This window comes from Microbacterium sp. LKL04 (assembly GCF_900102005.1).
Taxonomy (GTDB): Bacteria; Actinomycetota; Actinomycetes; order Actinomycetales; family Microbacteriaceae; genus Microbacterium.
The window spans coordinates 2,748,314-2,763,699 of the sequence record NZ_LT627736.1; the positions used below are offsets into that span (position 1 = coordinate 2,748,314).

At 69.4% G+C, this 15,386-nt stretch carries 16 protein-coding genes; 10 read left to right on the plus strand and 6 right to left on the minus strand.

Features of this window, described 5'->3' with window-relative positions:
• The 4 genes from BLP38_RS13400 (at window position 1) to BLP38_RS13415 (ending at window position 4,998) form a co-directional block, all read left to right on the plus strand.
• Window positions 1-984 carry a carbohydrate ABC transporter permease gene (locus BLP38_RS13400; RefSeq protein ID WP_091358776.1) on the plus strand — a complete coding sequence of 328 codons (984 nt, stop codon included), beginning with the start codon at window positions 1-3 and terminating at the stop codon, window positions 982-984.
• On the plus strand, window positions 981-1,820 hold the full coding sequence (locus BLP38_RS13405; protein ID WP_091358780.1) for a carbohydrate ABC transporter permease: 840 nt from the start codon (window positions 981-983) through the stop codon (window positions 1,818-1,820). Before BLP38_RS13400 ends, BLP38_RS13405 begins: the two co-directional genes overlap by 4 nt.
• A 2-nt stretch (window positions 1,821-1,822) precedes the next feature.
• A complete protein-coding gene (locus BLP38_RS13410) occupies window positions 1,823-2,890 on the plus strand; it encodes a glycoside hydrolase family 130 protein (protein ID WP_091358784.1) in 1,068 nt (355 codons plus the stop codon).
• Between the two features lie 101 nt (window positions 2,891-2,991).
• Entirely contained in the window at window positions 2,992-4,998 is a 2,007-nt protein-coding gene (locus BLP38_RS13415) for a hypothetical protein (protein WP_091358787.1), read from the plus strand.
• 36 nt (window positions 4,999-5,034) lie between these two features.
• Here BLP38_RS13415 and BLP38_RS13420 read toward each other — a convergent pair whose 3' ends face one another.
• A complete protein-coding gene (locus BLP38_RS13420; protein WP_091358790.1) occupies window positions 5,035-6,129 on the minus strand; it encodes a DUF4192 family protein in 1,095 nt (364 codons plus the stop codon).
• 145 nt (window positions 6,130-6,274) lie between these two features.
• Between BLP38_RS13420 and BLP38_RS13425 the strand changes: the two genes are divergently transcribed.
• The 4 genes from BLP38_RS13425 to BLP38_RS13440 are packed head-to-tail and all read left to right on the plus strand — an operon-like array spanning window position 6,275 to window position 9,058.
• Entirely contained in the window at window positions 6,275-6,475 is a 201-nt protein-coding gene (locus tag BLP38_RS13425; protein WP_091358793.1) for a hypothetical protein, read from the plus strand.
• A gap of 27 nt (window positions 6,476-6,502) precedes the next feature.
• The gene (cls, locus tag BLP38_RS13430) at window positions 6,503-7,972 is read left to right on the plus strand and encodes a cardiolipin synthase (protein WP_091358796.1); all 1,470 of its coding nucleotides are present in this window, start codon (window positions 6,503-6,505) and stop codon (window positions 7,970-7,972) included.
• Between the two features lie 30 nt (window positions 7,973-8,002).
• On the plus strand, window positions 8,003-8,722 hold the full coding sequence (locus BLP38_RS13435; protein ID WP_157681115.1) for a hypothetical protein: 720 nt from the start codon (window positions 8,003-8,005) through the stop codon (window positions 8,720-8,722).
• 57 nt (window positions 8,723-8,779) lie between these two features.
• Complete coding sequence (locus tag BLP38_RS13440; RefSeq protein ID WP_091358802.1) at window positions 8,780-9,058, plus strand: endonuclease domain-containing protein; 279 nt, start codon at window positions 8,780-8,782, stop codon at window positions 9,056-9,058.
• Between the two features lie 147 nt (window positions 9,059-9,205).
• On the opposite strand, the gene BLP38_RS13445 is transcribed toward BLP38_RS13440, so the two are convergent.
• From BLP38_RS13445 to BLP38_RS13460, 4 genes are read right to left on the minus strand one after another with little or no spacing between them, the layout of a single operon-like run.
• The gene (locus BLP38_RS13445) at window positions 9,206-9,436 is read right to left on the minus strand and encodes a helix-turn-helix domain-containing protein (RefSeq protein WP_091358806.1); all 231 of its coding nucleotides are present in this window, start codon (window positions 9,434-9,436) and stop codon (window positions 9,206-9,208) included.
• The gene (locus tag BLP38_RS13450; protein WP_091358809.1) at window positions 9,433-10,017 is read right to left on the minus strand and encodes a hypothetical protein; all 585 of its coding nucleotides are present in this window, start codon (window positions 10,015-10,017) and stop codon (window positions 9,433-9,435) included. The genes BLP38_RS13445 and BLP38_RS13450 overlap by 4 nt, the downstream gene beginning before the upstream one ends.
• Complete coding sequence (locus tag BLP38_RS13455; protein ID WP_091358812.1) at window positions 10,017-10,781, minus strand: hypothetical protein; 765 nt, start codon at window positions 10,779-10,781, stop codon at window positions 10,017-10,019. The genes BLP38_RS13450 and BLP38_RS13455 overlap by 1 nt, the downstream gene beginning before the upstream one ends.
• Window position 10,782: 1 nt before the next feature.
• Window positions 10,783-11,523: a hypothetical protein gene (locus BLP38_RS13460; RefSeq protein WP_231916518.1), complete on the minus strand. Its 741-nt coding sequence runs from the start codon at window positions 11,521-11,523 to the stop codon at window positions 10,783-10,785.
• 171 nt (window positions 11,524-11,694) lie between these two features.
• Between BLP38_RS13460 and BLP38_RS13465 the strand changes: the two genes are divergently transcribed.
• Window positions 11,695-14,220 carry an ATP-dependent Clp protease ATP-binding subunit gene (locus BLP38_RS13465; protein ID WP_091359890.1) on the plus strand — a complete coding sequence of 842 codons (2,526 nt, stop codon included), beginning with the start codon at window positions 11,695-11,697 and terminating at the stop codon, window positions 14,218-14,220.
• A gap of 53 nt (window positions 14,221-14,273) precedes the next feature.
• Here BLP38_RS13465 and BLP38_RS13470 read toward each other — a convergent pair whose 3' ends face one another.
• Complete coding sequence (locus BLP38_RS13470) at window positions 14,274-14,702, minus strand: GNAT family N-acetyltransferase (RefSeq protein WP_091358819.1); 429 nt, start codon at window positions 14,700-14,702, stop codon at window positions 14,274-14,276.
• 128 nt (window positions 14,703-14,830) lie between these two features.
• Between BLP38_RS13470 and BLP38_RS13475 the strand changes: the two genes are divergently transcribed.
• Window positions 14,831-15,316: a GNAT family N-acetyltransferase gene (locus BLP38_RS13475; protein WP_091358822.1), complete on the plus strand. Its 486-nt coding sequence runs from the start codon at window positions 14,831-14,833 to the stop codon at window positions 15,314-15,316.
• Window positions 15,317-15,386 lie beyond the last annotated feature (70 nt).

Genomic DNA, 15,386 nt, shown 5'->3' on the forward strand with positions numbered 1-15,386 from the left:
ATGACCGCCGTCGTCCCGGGTCGCGCCGGGTCCGATCCCGGCGCGACCCGCGGTGCCACCCCCGAGAAGGACGGGAAGGATGCCGCGCCTCGCCGCGGCATCCTCCACCGCCTCCTCGGCGCGCAACCGCACGGTCTGCTCTTCTCAGCGCCGTACATCGTCTTCGTCCTGGTGGTCTTCGCCTACCCGGTGGTGTTCGCCGTCTGGATGTCGTTCCAGGACTACTTCTTCGCCGCCCCCGGCGCCGTGGTCGACCGGCCGTTCGTCGGCTTCGACAACTACGTCACGGCGCTCAGCGACCCCGAGGTCTGGCGCTCGTTCGGCAACGTCGGCATCTTCCTGATCATCAACGTGCCGCTCACGGTCGTGCTGTCGATCCTGCTGGCCACGGCCCTCGACCGCGTCACGAAGGCGCGGACCTTCTTCCGGGTGAGCTACTACGTGCCGTACGTCACGGCATCCGTCGCGGTCGTCGCGGTGTGGCTGTTCCTCTTCGCCCGCGGCGGCCTCGTCAACAACGTGCTCGGTCCGCTCGCCCCTGAGCCGTCGTGGCTCGTGAACTCGGCGCTCGCGATGCCGACCATCGCGTTCTTCGTCACCTGGAAGGGATTGGGGTTCTACATCCTGCTCTACCTCGCGGCGCTGCAGAACGTGCCCCGCGAGCTGTACGAGTCGGTGTCGATGGACGGCGGCGGGCGGCTGCGGCAGTTCTTCGCGGTGACCGTGCCCAGCGTGCGGCCGGCGACGCTGCTCGTCGTCCTGCTCGCCACGATCACGGGCGCGAACCTCTTCACCGAGCCGTACCTCCTGACCGGCGGCGGCGGACCGAACGGCGCCTCGACCTCGCCGGTGCTGCTCATGTACCAGCGCGGCATCGAGCAGCAGAACCCGGATGTCGCCGCGGCGATCGGCGTCGTGCTCATCGTGTTCGTCCTGGTCATCGCTGCCGTGCAGCGCAAGCTCGTGGGAGGTGAGGAGCGATGAAACGCGCACTCGGTTCGAAGATCGCGATGTACACGGCGCTGTCGATCGGTGCGCTGGCGTTCCTGTTCCCGTTCTTCTACATGATCGTCGGATCGCTGCAGACGAACGTCGATCCGTCGCCGGCGGGGGCGTTCCCGAACCCGTCGAATCTGACGCTCGACAACTACGCAGCCATCAACGGGCGCATCGACCTGCTGCAGGGGCTCGCCAACTCGGGCATCTTCACCGGCGGGGTGATCCTCGGCACGGTCGTCTTCGGCGTCCTGGCCGGATACGCCCTGGCGATCCTCCGCTGGCGGGGGCGGGGCGCGACGTTCGCCCTGGCCCTCCTCGTGCAGGTCGTGCCGTTCCAGCTGCTCATGATCCCGCTCTACGTCATGATCGCCCGGGACTACGGCCTGGCCGACAGCTACCTCGGCATGATCCTGCCGTTCTTCATCAACTCGACGGCGGTGGTCATCTTCCGGCAGTACTTCCTGCAGCTGCCGAAGGAACTGTTCGACGCGGCTCGCATCGACGGCTCGAACGAGTTCCGGCTGCTGTGGAGCGTGGCGCTGCCCCTCGTCCGTCCGGCCTTGCTGACGGTCGTGCTGCTGACGTTCATCGGCCCGTGGAACGAGTTCCTGTGGCCGTTCCTCATCACGAAGGATGCCGAGATGCAGCCGCTCGCGGTGTCTCTCGCGAACTTCATCTCGAACATCGCGGCATCCACTGCGAACCCGTTCGGGGCGATGATGGCCGGCGCCGTCGTGCTGGCCGCCCCCGCCGTGGCGCTGTTCCTCGTGTTCCAGCGCTACTTCACGTCCAACGACCTCGGATCCGGAGTGAAAGGTTGACCATGACCACCGAGACCCACGTTCCCTACCGACTCACCCGCGTGGGGGTCGTGATGACCCCCGCCCAGGGCGATCCGAACGAGGTCGAGGGGGTGTTGAATCCCGGCTCCGGCCGCGGCCCCGACGGGGAGCTCTACCTGCTGCCGCGGCTCGTCGCCGACGGGAACGTGTCGCGCGTGGGCCTGGCTCGCGTGGTGATCGAAGACGGTGTGCCGACCTCGGTCGAGCGCGAGGGCGTGGTCCTCGAACCCGATCGTGGGTGGGAGCGCGGGGTCGGCAACGCCGGCGTCGAAGACCCCCGGGTGACCTGGATCGAGACGCTCGGACTGCACGTCATGACGTACGTCGCCTACGGACCCCTCGGCCCTCGCACGGCGATCGCGGTGTCGAGCGACCTTCGCGAGTGGCGACGGCTCGGACCGGCGCTGTTCCGGTACCAGGACGACCTCGACATGGACCTGAACCTGTTCCACAACAAGGACACCGTGTTCTTCCCCGAGCCGGTCACCGCACCCGACGGGCGGGAGGCGCTCGCCGTCCTCCATCGCCCCATGTGGGATCTCGGTGAGACGAAGCCCGGTCAGGGCATCCGCGTCCCGGCCGGCGTCGAAGACGAACGGCAATCGATCTGGATCAGCTACATCCCGCTCGCTGCCGTGCGGGAGGACCTGTCGGCGCTCACCCTGTGGGAGCAGCACCGCTTCGTCGCGGGGCCGGAGTTCCCCTTCGAGGCGCTGAAGATCGGCGGCGGTCCGCCGCCCCGCCGCGTCCCCGAGGGCTGGCTCGTCCTGCATCACGGCGTGACCGGCGTCCTCGAGAGCGCGTTCGCGCAGCAGCAGAAGGTGAACTACGCGGCAGGCGCCATCATCCTCGACCGAGACGACCCCTCGAAGGTCGTCGCCCGCACTCCGGAGCCCCTGCTGGCCCCGGAGACAGACGACGAACGGAGCGGAATCGTTCCGAACGTCGTCTTCCCGACTGCGATCGAAGAGGTCGACGGTCGCCTGTTCGTGTTCTACGGCATGGCCGACTCGAAGATCGGCGTCGCCCTGCTCGAACGCACCGACTGATCGCGTGCCGAGTGCAGGTTCAGCCGCCTTCCGGTCGCCCTGACGGCATCCGGAACGGCTCTGCACCTGCACTCGGCACCGCAACGAAAGGAACGACCCTCATGTCCACCTCCGCACAACGACGTGCGCGCACCGTCGGACTCGCCGCGCTGGCCACGCTCGCGCTCGCCGTCCCGCTGGGTGTCACCACCGCCGTCGCCGCCCCGGCATCCGCACCCGTCACCAACCTGTCGCACCTCGACTTCCTCCTCGACGAGGCCACCCCGCCGCAGGACGTCGACGGGCACAGCACTTACCGCCAGGCTGAGGAGCCGGCGCTCGTCATGCCGTGGACGTACGCCGATGCCCGTGACGGCGGGACCTTCGAACGGGTCGGCGGCGGACCCCTCGACCCCGAGACCGGGTACTGGGGGCAGGGCGCCTACAACGCCGACGACATCACGCGCGCCGCGGTCGTCTACATCCGCCACTTCGAGCAGACCGGCGACGACGACAGTCGCGACAAGGCGTACGAGCTGCTGCGGTCGGTCGCGTACTTCCAGACGACCGACGGACCGGATGCCGGCAACGTCGTCCTGTGGATGCAGCCCGACGGCACCTTCAACCCGTCCCCCGAGCCGGTCGAGCTGCCGGATCCGTCCGACAGCGGTCCGAGCTACTGGCTCGCGCGGACGCTCTGGGCCCTCGGCGAGGGCTACGCCGCCTTCAAGGACGAGGACCCCGCTTTCGCCGCGTTCCTCGACGACCGCTTCGACCTCTCGCTGGATGCGCTGAACCGTCAGGTCCTGTCGACGTACGGCAGGTGGACCGCCTCGGACGGCAAACGCGTCCCGACGTGGCTCATCACGAACGGGGCGGATGCCTCGGCTGAGGCTGTGCTCGGTCTGGCGGCTCGTGTCGAAGCCGGTTCCGACCGACCGGCAGCGACGGCGCTGCGTCAGCTCGCCACGGGTATCGCCGCGATGTCCGACGGCTCGGATCGGGAGTGGCCGTACGATGCCGTGCTGCCGTGGGCGGAGTCCCCGACGATCTGGCACGCCTGGGGTTCGCAGATGCCGGCGGCGCTGGCCGCGGCATCCGTCGTATTGAAGGACCGGTCGCTCGCTCGCCCGGCGATCGCGGATGCGTCCACGTTCACGCCCACCCTCCTCACCGCCGGCGGGCCGGACAACGGGTGGAACCCGAGCCCCGTCGACCGGGTGCAGATCGCCTACGGCGCGGACTCGCGGGTGCAGTCGCTGCTCGGCGTCGCGGAGGCGACCGGTTCGGACGGCTTCGAGGCCCTCGCCGCGATGCAGGCCGCGTGGTTCTTCGGCGCCAACCATGCGGGGCAGCGGATGTACGACCCGGCGACGGGCGTCACGTACGACGGCCTGCAGCCCGACGGGACCGTCAACCGCAACAGCGGAGCGGAGTCCACGATCCACGGACTCCTCACGGCCCTCGCGCTCGATGCGAATCCGGACGTCAAGCGGCAGGCCGTCGCCCTGACCGAGGTCACGGACCGCGAGGGGCTCTCGTGGATCGAAGCCGAGGACGCCGTGAGCACGACGGGCGAGATCTCGACGCCGGAGTCGTGGACGGGTGAGTCCAGCTGGTCCGGTGACAAGCTGACGCTGTCCCGCGGCGAGACCGCGGTCTTCGACGTCGGGACGGCGGCCTCCGATCGGTGGATCGAGCCGGTGGTCTGGTCGGAGGTCGGCGAACGCACGTCGTCGTCCTGGACGGGCGACCGCGCCCGACTGGGGACGCTGCAGCTGACCGGTCCGCGACAGGGGATCTCGCCGACGCCGGGGGCGATGCATCCGCACACCCTGCAGAAGGCGATGCCCCGCTCGAGCGAGGAACTCCGAGTCCAGTCGACGCGGGGTGACCTCCAGCTCGACGGCATCCTCGTCCGGCCGTTCGTCTCGCGCCTCGTGCTCGAAGGCGACGGCGGCGCGCGTACCGAACTCGTCCACTCGGCGGCACGCTCGCCGCAGAAAGTCAGGGTGGGTGCCGGCGACCTCGCGGTCTACGACGACCGTGGACGCGAGGTGCGGGCGAAGAAGGACCGCTTCGGTGCGGTCACCCTGCCTGCCGGCGGCTTCGCGATCGTCGAACGGTGACGATCCGACCGGGCCGCGGTGGATGCCGCGGCCCGGTCAGCGCCGGAACGCCCACTCGGGGAGGTGCGCGTGCGCGACGAAGGATCGCACGATCTCGGCGAGGCCGTGCTCCGGCTCGAGCTGCAGCGCGGCCTCCGCGTAGCGGTCGGCGTGCGTCGATCGACCGAGCGACCAGGCGAGCCAGGCCGCGGTGGCGAGACTCCCCGCGCGGTGGGATTCGGGCGTGCTCGACGCCACCCGGCGCACGAGCGCCAGCGCAGTCTCGAGCCGGCGCGGGTCGGGGCGCTCACCCTCGCCCCACATCACCGACGCGAGGTCGGCGGGATAGTCCTCCCCGTCTTCCCAGCGTCGCTGCGCCTCGAGCGCCGAGTCGCCGCCGGGACGATCGGTCGCCCACTGCACCAGGGCCACATCCCGGAGCGACGGGCGAGCGAGGCACCAGGCGAGGGTCGCCGTGCGCATCGGATCGAGGTTCGCGGGGTCCCAGCCCAGGCATCCCTCGTACAGTCCGGGGAGGTCATCGAGCGCGCACCCCGCCTCGAGCGCCGCCGGGTCGATGCGCTCTGACGATCCGTCGACGACCGGGATGCCGCACAGCACCGCGAGAGCGGATTCGAGCGATCGCAGGGCGGCTTCGACGCCCGCCGTCAGGGGAGTGTCGGCGGGCGGCAACGCCGCACCCTCGTGCTGATCGCGGTCGAGGCGAGGGAGATGGCGCTCGAGTTCGACGAGCGGGCGGCCGCCCGGCGGCATCCGCTCGTCGTAGTGCGATCCCCACCCCGTCCCCGCGACCGTCAGGATGTCGACGACCTCGAGCCCGCACGCGTGGGCGGATCGTTCCAGCGCGAGCGCCAGGTCCGCTCCGGGCAGCTCCGCCCGGGCGGATGCGGCGGTGAAGACGACGCCGGCGAGACCGTCGGCTCCCGACACCCGGCAGACCATGCCGATGACGGTGGAGGCGACCGCGTCGAGGGCGGCGTCGGACGGCGGAAGGTCGATCCGCAGGGCTCCGAGGCTGCGCCCTCGGGTCATGGGGACCACGACGAGACTCTCGGTCGGCGTGAATCCGAGCAGGCGGGGGACGAGGGCGAGGAAGTGCGCGGAATCCGCGGCGGTGACGATGGAGGACATCGCCTCACCCTCGCCGCGTGGTCCTCGCCTCGGGCGTGAGGTCGTTCGTCTGGGGAGAGGCGGCGCGGAGGGGCGCCGGTGCAGAACGCTCCGCGCGCAGAACGTGCCGGGCCGCGCGGTGTCTCGCGCCGATTACGATGGAGGCATGGGTGAGTTCTGGACAGCGGTCATCTGGGGGCTGATCCCCACGATCGTCGTCGCCGGGCTCTTCACCTTCGTGATCCGCAGCATCCTGCGCATGGACCGCACCGAACGCAAGCTCTACGCGCGGGTCGAGGCTGAGGAGCGCCGCAAGCGCGGCCTGCCGCCCCGCGACGAAACCGCCGGTCGACCCGCCAAAGGATAGGCTGACCCCACACTCTCTGGGGGAACTGTGATCAGCATCAGCGTCGACTGGACGTGGACGTGGTGGATCGTCCTCGTCCTGGCGTTCGACATCTCGGTGCGCATCATCGCGGTGTTCATCATCCCGCGGAACCGTCGCCCCACGGCGGCGATGGCGTGGCTCCTGGCGATCTACTTCATCCCGATCATCGGCATCCTGCTGTTCCTGCTCATCGGGAACCCGCGCCTTCCGCGGAAGCGCCGCAAGGAGCAGGAGTCGATCAACGACGCGTTCCGCGAGGCGAGCGAAGGGCTCGACTTCGGAACCCTCCGCCCCGATGCGCCGGAGTGGTTCGAACAGCTCGTGGGGCTCAACCGCAAGCTCGGTGCGCTCCCGATGGCCGGCGACAACGGCGCGCAGATCATCTCGGACTACCAGGGCAGCCTCGACACGATGGCGGCCGAGATCGACCGAGCCACCCGATACGTCCACGTCGAGTTCTACATCCTGCAGTCCGACGGGGCGACCGACGGGTTCTTCGCCGCGCTCGAACGCGCGACGGCGCGCGGGGTGGCGGTCCGCGTCCTGCTCGACCACTGGGCGAACCGGTGGAAGCCGAACTACCACGCGACGATCTCGCGCCTGCAGCGCATGGGGGCCGAGTGGCACCTGATGCTCCCGGTGCAGCCGCTGAAGGGCAAGTACCAGCGGCCCGACCTCCGCAATCACCGCAAGCTCGTCGTGATCGATGGGGCCGTCGGATTCGTCGGCTCGCAGAACGTCACCGACCGCAGCTACAACCTGAAGGCCAATCTGCGTCGCGGGCTGCAGTGGGTGGATCTCATGGTGCGCGTCGACGGCCCGGTCGTGGCATCCCTCTCCGCCGTGTTCGTCTCGGATTGGTATGGCGAGACGGGCGAGGTGTTCGCCGTCGAGTCCGACTTCCTGACGGATGCCGGGACCGGCGACCTCGACTGCCAGATCGTCCCGAGCGGGCCCGGGTTCGAATACGAGAACAACCTCAAGCTCTTCCTGAGCCTCATCTTCGGCGCGAAGAAGAAGATCGTCATGGTCAGCCCGTACTTCGTCCCCGACGAGGGGCTGCTGCTCGCGATCCAGACCGCCTGCCACCGCGGCGTCGAGGTCGAGCTCTTCGTCTCCGAAGAGGGCGACCAGGCGATGGTGTACCACGCGCAGCGCAGCTACTACGAGCAGCTCCTCGCGACGGGCGTGAAGATCTGGATGTACAAGAGGCCGTACATCCTGCACTCCAAGTCGATGTCGATCGACGATGAGGTCGCCGTCGTCGGCTCCAGCAACATGGACATGCGGTCCTTCGGTCTCAACCTCGAAGTGACGATGCTCGTCCGGGGCGCCGAGTTCGTCGAGCAGCTCCGCACCGTCGAAGACCAATACCGCGGCATGTCGCGGGAACTGACCCTGGAGGAGTGGGAGCAGCGTCCCATCCGCTCGGTCCTCCTCGACAACCTCGCGAGGCTCACGTCCGCTCTGCAGTGAGACGATCCGGCGGGGCGTGACACTCAGAAGGTGTCCACGCCTCGGAAGGAGATCCTCATGCGCGCCCGTCTTCTGATCGCGCTCGCCGGCTGCGCTTTCGCCGGTCTGGCGCTGGCCGGCTGTGCGACGCCCGCGCCAGGTGGAGCGGACCCCGGGGGCTCGGCCGCCGATGCTGCGCCGGCGTGGCCCGTCGGCGCAGGGTGGCTCGACGGCGGACGGACGATCGCTCTCGTCACGTGGGGGAGCTCATCGTGCCTTCAGGCGGTCGGCGAGGTGAGCCTCGACGGCGGGACCGTCGTCGTCTCGTTGCGCGAACCGGAGCCCGGTCCCTGCACGGACGACCTCGTCGCGCGGCCGCTCGAGATCGCGTCGCCGCAGGGAATCGATCCGGCCGAGGGCGCTCGGCTGCGAGTGTCCCTCGGGGAGTCGCGTGCCGATGTCGATCTCGCCGCCTACGCCGGCGGCCCAGCCGAGGAGTTCTCGCCGGAGGCGGCCTGGGTCGGTGATCGAACGATCGCGCTCCGCACCTGGGGGTCGTCGTCGTGCCCGCCGGTCGTCGCCGACACGAGGGTGGAGTCACCGGCATCCGTCGTCGTCGGCTTCGCGGTGCCGGATGCGGATCGCGTGTGCACGATGGACATGGCGCCGCAGCTGACGGTGATCCAGCTCGATCCCGAGGCCGTCGTGGACCGCGACGCGACCCTGAGCTTCGGCATGCCCGGCGGCAGCGAGACGGTGCCGATTCGCTGACTCGCACTCCGGGGACGCGAGTCGGCATCCCGCCCCGAGACCTGGTGCCGTCTCGCGTTGATCGACGGAGGACTTCCGGAGCCTGATCTCAACTGGAACCTCGTCGTCGGTGGATGCGTGGTCGCGTGTCTCGACCTCGCGTATCCGCGGCAGCGGGTCGCGATCGAGTACGAGGGCGGTCACCACGCCGTCGATCCGCGGCAGTGGGCGCGGGACATCGACCGGCACGAGGCGCTCGCCGCCGCCGGGTGGGTCGTCATCCGGGTGACGAAAGCGCACCTGTTCAGGGAGGCAGAGGGCGTCGTCGCGCGGGTTCGTCGGGCGCTCGCGCGGTGAGGTGCTCCGGGGACGCGACCTGTCGCGTGTGCGTGCCCGAGGCGACACGATGCGTCCCGGGAGTGAGGTGTCGTCGGTTCCAGGGACGCGACATGCCGGAGGCGGGTCGCGCAGACGACGCATCGCGCCCCCGGAACCGAGGCGGCATCAGTCCGCGCGGACCAGCAGGTCGCCGACTTCGCAGTCGAGGGCGCGGCAGATCGCCGACAGGGTCGAGTACCGGATCGCGCGGGCGCGGTCGTTCTTGAGGATCGACAGGTTCACGACCGAGACGCCGACGATCTCGGACAGCCGGGTCAGCGTCATGCCGCGGGCCGCGAGCAGTTCGTCGAGCCGACAGTGGATGCCGGTGAGCTCGTCCTCTTCGGCGGGACTCACACGAGCCCCTCGGTGTCGCGCTGCAGCCGCTCACCCTGTGCGAAGGCGCCAGCCAGTACGGCGGCCGCGACGGCGGCGAGCAGGAGTGGCAGCAGGGGCAGCAGGTCGAGCATCGACAGCGTCTCGAACCGGATGCCGAGCGATTGCAGCGCATGCTGTCGCCCCATGCCGTCGACGATCGGCCATGCGAACACCGCGACGGTGAGGGTGCCGGCGATCACGGTCAGCGCGCGCGTCGCGCCGCCCGTGAACACGCGACCCCGGCGCACCGCGAAGGCGACCCGCATGAGCGCTGCGGAGACGATGATCGCCGCGACGGTGGCGAGCACGACCGCGCCGATCATCCAGACTCGGCCTCCCGCGCCGAGGTCGGGCGCGCGGACGACCACGGCGTCGATCGCCGCGCCGGATGCGAGTCCGAGCGAGGTGGATGCCGCATCCCCTCCGACTGTCACAGCGGGGCCGTCGGGCCCGAGGATCTCGGCGATCCGGAACGCCGCGACGGCCAGGGCCGCGACCGAGGCGGCGACGCCGTAGACGATCAGATCGAGCGCGCCCGAGGTCTGTGTCGTGGCGGCCATCAGACGAGCCCCTTCACGTCCCGCTGCAGACGCGAGCCGTAGCGGAGGATCGCGGCGAGCACAGCGAAGCCGAGCCCCACCGCGATCGGCCACATGGGGAACGAGATGAGGACGTTGGCGGAGGGCAGCCAGGCGTCGAAGACGTTGTCGATACCCGGGAAATCGCCCTCCCATCCGCCGCCTTTCGCGCCGAAGAGCTGCGTCGACGCCATGCTTCCCGCGATGTCCCCCATGACCTGCGCCGTGACGCCGCCGAGCGCAATGATCGTGCCCGTGGTGACGGCCATCTTGGCGACGACCGGGGTGAACGCGGCGCCTGACAGGAGGCGCGAACAGGTGACCGCGACGAAGAGTGCGACGAAGCCGGGGATCACCCAGGTGATCGCTTGACTCAACGCCCAGAGGACGCGCGACGTCGCGTCAAGACCATCGACCGTGAGGGTGACCTCGGTGAACCCGCCGGACACTCGCCGCACGGTGTCCGAATCAAGCTGCACCGTGTCGGGCAGCTGCGGCCAGAACTCGCGGATCGGCATCGTGATGGCGACACCCGGAGCGAGCAGTGCGGTGAGGAGGGCGATCAATGCCCCGATCACGGCCACGCCGGCCCAGATGATCGCGATGACCCGCGTGAGGCGGACCAGGGTCGTCGGGTCCTGACCGGCTCGCTGCTTCTTCGCTGTCGCCAGCGCGAACGCCAGGATCGTCCCCACGATCAGGATGACGACGAGCACCGCCCCGATGATCAGCATCCACCGTGCCATGTCACACCAACCCCTCGGTCTCGCGCTGGAGTCGCGCACCCTGTCGGAAGATCACGCTCAACGCCGCGAGCCCCAGCGCGACGCCCAGCGGCCAAAGGGGTGGCGCGATGCTGAACGTCCGCCCCGCGGCGACCGCGACATTCGCGTCCGCCGGAGGGAGCACCTGCTGCGCGACCAGAGCGGACCCGATGTCCGTCAGCATCGGGCCGAGCGTCCCTTCGACGAGCACGATGATCGCGCTGATGAGGAGCCACCGGGACGTCCTCGCCGCGAACGCGGCTCCGACGACGGCCCGCTGACTCAGCACCGCGATCACGATTCCCGGAACGCCGAGCACGAGCAGTGAGAGCAGGTCGCCCGCAGTGAGGAGTGCGCGGAGTCCGCCATCTAGCCCGCTGACGGTGGCGTGGGCGGTGTCGGCGCTGGCGCAGTACAGCTCGGTTGCGCCGGTGGGCTCGTAGCCGCTCGTCTGACACGGCAGGCTCGTCGGCCATGCCGGTGAGATGGGCATCGCGGCGATGTCGTACGGCGCGGTGGTGAAACCGCGGATGATCAGGAGCCCGGCGCCGAGCAGCACGATCGCGACCCATACGCGGGCCATCGCCGCGATGACGTCGAGCAGAACCGACGGCGACTTCCGTCGCCGCGCGTCCCAGACCATCAGAGCCACAATCGCTGCGATCACCGCGAGCCCCACACCACCCCACATCAGCACGGTCGGCAGATCCGTCCCTGAAACCATTCCCGCCCCCATAACGACATTCGTTGTTATCGAGAAACGTTATGCCCTCGGATGCCGCGGCCGCAAGCCCCGGCATCCCGTATGCCCACGGCGAACACGGGCATACCGGCATCCCGCCGTCGTTAGCCTCTACGTAAGACGCCGCCAGTGCGTCGAGTGGAGGTGGAGACGATGTTCGAGAGATTCACAGACCGTGCACGTCGTGTGGTGGTGCTCGCCCAAGAAGAGGCGAAGATGCTGAACCACAATTACATCGGCACGGAGCACATCCTCCTCGGCCTGATCCACGAGGGCGAAGGCGTCGCCGCCAAGGCCCTCGAGAGCCTCGGCATCTCGCTCGACGCCGTGCGCGAGCAGGTCCAGGACATCATCGGCCAGGGGCAGCAGCAGCCGACGGGACACATCCCGTTCACGCCGCGTGCCAAGAAGGTGCTCGAGCTGTCGCTGCGCGAAGCGCTGCAGCTGGGCCACAACTACATCGGCACCGAGCACATCCTGCTCGGTCTCATCCGCGAGGGTGAGGGTGTCGCCGCGCAGGTCCTCGTCAAGCTCGGCGCCGACCTGAACAAGGTCCGCCAGCAGGTCATCCAGCTGCTCAGCGGCTACCAGGGCAAGGAGCCCGCGGGCGTCTCCGCTGGTGCCGGCGAGCAGGCCCAGGCCACGGCGCAGGGCGGTTCGGCCGTCCTCGACCAGTTCGGCCGCAACCTGACGCAGGCCGCGCGCGACAACAAGCTCGACCCCGTCATCGGGCGCGAGAAGGAGATCGAGCGCGTGATGCAGATCCTGTCGCGCCGCTCGAAGAACAACCCGGTCCTCATCGGTGAGCCCGGCGTCGGCAAGACCGCCGTCGTCGAGGGCCTCGCCCAGGCGATCGTCAAGGGCGAGGTGCCCGAGACGCTCAAGGACAAGCAGGTCTACTCGCTCGACCTCGGTTCGCTCATCGCCGGTTCCCGCTACCGCGGTGACTTCGAGGAGCGCCTGAAGAAGGTCACCAAGGAGATCCGCACGCGCGGCGACATCATCGTCTTCATCGACGAGATCCACACCCTCGTGGGTGCGGGTGCCGCCGAAGGCGCGATCGACGCCGCCAGCATCCTGAAGCCGCTGCTCGCCCGCGGTGAGCTGCAGACGATCGGTGCGACGACGCTCGACGAGTACCGCAAGCACTTCGAGAAGGATGCCGCGCTGGAGCGCCGCTTCCAGCCGATCCAGGTGGCGGAGCCGAGCCTTCCCCACGCGATCAACATCCTGAAGGGTCTGCGCGACCGCTACGAGGCGCACCACAAGGTGCAGATCACCGACGGCGCCATCGTGGCCGCGGCGAACCTCTCCGACCGGTACGTCTCGGACCGCTTCCTGCCCGACAAGGCCATCGACCTGATCGACGAGGCCGGCGCACGCCTGCGCCTGTCGATCCTGTCGAGCCCGCCGGAGCTGCGCGAATTCGACGACAAGATCGCCAAGGTCCGCGAGGACAAGGAAGCCGCCAGCGAGGAGCAGGACTTCGAGAAGGCCGCCGCCCTGCGCGACGAGGAGAAGTCGCTCCTGGCCGAGCGCCTCCGCCTCGAGAAGCAGTGGCGCTCGGGTGACGTCGCGTCGCACGCGGTCGTCGACGAGGGGCTGATCGCCGAGGTCCTGGCGCAGGCCACCGGCATCCCGGTCTTCAAGCTCACCGAGGAGGAGACCAGCCGTCTCGTCTTCATGGAGAAGGCCCTGCACCAGCGCGTCATCGGTCAGGAGGAGGCCATCGCGGCCCTCTCCCGCACGATCCGCCGTCAGCGTGCGGGACTCAAGGACCCGAACCGCCCGTCGGGCTCGTTCATCTTCGCCGGCCCCACGGGTGTCGGAAAGACCGAGCTCGCCAAGGCGCTCGCCGAGTTCCTCTTCGACGACGAGGGCGCACTGATCTCCCTCGACATGTCGGAGTTCGGCGAGAAGCACACGGTCTCGCGACTGTTCGGTGCCCCTCCCGGGTTCGTCGGCTTCGAAGAGGGCGGCCAGCTCACCGAGAAGGTGCGCCGCAAGCCGTTCTCCGTGGTCCTGTTCGACGAGATCGAGAAGGCCCACCCGGACATCTTCAACTCGCTGCTGCAGATCCTCGAAGAGGGTCGCCTGACCGACGGTCAGGGCCGCGTGGTCGACTTCAAGAACACCGTGATCATCATGACGACGAACCTCGGTTCGTCGGCGATCGCCGGTGGCCCGGTCGGCTTCCAGGTCGAGGGCAACTCGCAGACGACCTACGAGCGGATGAAGGGCAAGGTCGACGAGGAGCTGAAGCGTCACTTCAAGCCCGAGTTCCTGAACCGCGTCGACGACGTCATCGTCTTCCCGCAGCTCAACAAGGCCGAGCTGCGCCAGATCGTGACGCTGTTCACCAAGCGCCTCAGCGAGCGTCTGCTCGACCGTGACATGACGGTCGCGCTGACGGATGCCGCCAAGGACCGCCTCATCGAGATCGGATTCGACCCGACACTCGGCGCCCGGCCCCTGCGTCGCGCCATGCAGCGCGAGGTCGAGGATCAGCTCTCCGAGCGGATCCTCCGGGGCGAGCTGAACGCCGGCGACCACGTCGCGGTCGACGTCGAGAACAACGCCTTCGTCTTCGAAACGACCCGCCAGGAAGGCCGCGAAGCGGTCGGCGTGGGCGCCGCGGGCGAGATCACCGCGAGCCCGGACATCATCGCCGGGTCGTAAACGACACGAACGACAGGGGCCGGATGCCGAGAGGCGTCCGGCCCCTTCGTCGTTCAGGCGTGGCGCACCAGGAAGACGTCTACCTCGTCCTCGCTGTCGAGCGTGAAGCCGTGCCGCTCGTACAGGCGGCGGGCGGGGCTGCCCTGCAGGACGTTGAGACGCCACGGGGTCGGGTAGGGCTCCGCGAGCGTCGCCCGCAGGATCTCGGTGCCGACGCCGTGCCCCTGGATTTGCTCGACGAGGTAGAAGTGCTCGACCCAGGTGCCGTCGGCGGCGGGTCGGACGGCGATCGAACCGGCATCCGTTCCGTCGACGACGATCACGCGGGTGAGGGCCGGATCGAAGGCGTCGAGGAACCGCTGCCGCACGCGATGCTCGTCGTACCGGCCAAGCCGCTCGAGGTCTGGGCGCATGACCACGGCTCGGAGCTCGGCGATCCACGACGCGTCGTCGGGCGTCGAGGGGCGGGTCGTCCAGTGCATCCGTCCATTCAACCGCGTGGGTGCGTCGACGGATGCAAGGGATGCCGGGCGACACGCGGCATCCCTGGTCCGATCGTCGGCGTGCCGGGCGCGGAGTATTGCATCCGCGAACACGGGAGGATGGTCGGGTGACCGTCTCCATTCGCCCCGCCGATCTCCACGGTGCAGATCGCGGGCCGGTCTCGGCGATGCTGGCGGACTATCACGCCCAGACCGAGGGTGAGAAGGTCGCGCACGGTGTCGCCGCACCCGGCGAGCTGCCCGAGCGATACGCGGCCGAGGTGCGCGATACCGCGGCGTCCTTCGCCGGTGCCGACGTCATCGTCGCGGATCGTGACGGCGAGGCGATCGGCATGGCGGTGCTGCACCGCGCGGGCGCCGATGTCGCGATCAAGCGCCTCTGGGTCACTCCCGCGGGGCGCCGGTCAGGTGCCGGATCCGCCCTGATGGCGGATGCTTCGGCCCGCGGCCGAGCCGCCGGTGCGACGGGCCTGCGGCTGTCGGTCTGGGACTGGCGTGTGGACGCGCTCGCCCTGTACGCGCGGCAGGGCTTCGTCGAGGTCCCGTCGTGGGAGTCGCTCCAGCGGCTCGTGTGCCTGCGCCGTCCGCTCTGAGCGGCCGTCAGCGGATGCAATGGATGCCGGGCGACACCCGGCATCCGTCGTCCGATCGTCGGCGTGTCGG

Bases quoted from the DNA above. Each gene is read 5' to 3' on its own strand.
- BLP38_RS13400 (WP_091358776.1), top strand. From the start codon at position 1: ATGACCGCCGTCGTCCCGGGTCGCGCCGGGTCCGATCCCGGCGCGACC.
- BLP38_RS13455 (WP_091358812.1), bottom strand. From the start codon at position 10,781: ATGGCACGGTGGATGCTGATCATCGGGGCGGTGCTCGTCGTCATCCTG.
- BLP38_RS13425 (WP_091358793.1), top strand. From the start codon at position 6,275: ATGGGTGAGTTCTGGACAGCGGTCATCTGGGGGCTGATCCCCACGATC.
- BLP38_RS13465 (WP_091359890.1), top strand. From the start codon at position 11,695: ATGTTCGAGAGATTCACAGACCGTGCACGTCGTGTGGTGGTGCTCGCC.
- BLP38_RS13410 (WP_091358784.1), top strand. From the start codon at position 1,823: ATGACCACCGAGACCCACGTTCCCTACCGACTCACCCGCGTGGGGGTC.
- BLP38_RS13450 (WP_091358809.1), bottom strand. From the start codon at position 10,017: ATGGCCGCCACGACACAGACCTCGGGCGCGCTCGATCTGATCGTCTAC.
- BLP38_RS13460 (WP_231916518.1), bottom strand. From the start codon at position 11,523: ATGGTTTCAGGGACGGATCTGCCGACCGTGCTGATGTGGGGTGGTGTG.
- BLP38_RS13420 (WP_091358790.1), bottom strand. From the start codon at position 6,129: ATGTCCTCCATCGTCACCGCCGCGGATTCCGCGCACTTCCTCGCCCTC.
- BLP38_RS13415 (WP_091358787.1), top strand. From the start codon at position 2,992: ATGTCCACCTCCGCACAACGACGTGCGCGCACCGTCGGACTCGCCGCG.
- BLP38_RS13405 (WP_091358780.1), top strand. From the start codon at position 981: ATGAAACGCGCACTCGGTTCGAAGATCGCGATGTACACGGCGCTGTCG.
- BLP38_RS13470 (WP_091358819.1), bottom strand. From the start codon at position 14,702: ATGCACTGGACGACCCGCCCCTCGACGCCCGACGACGCGTCGTGGATC.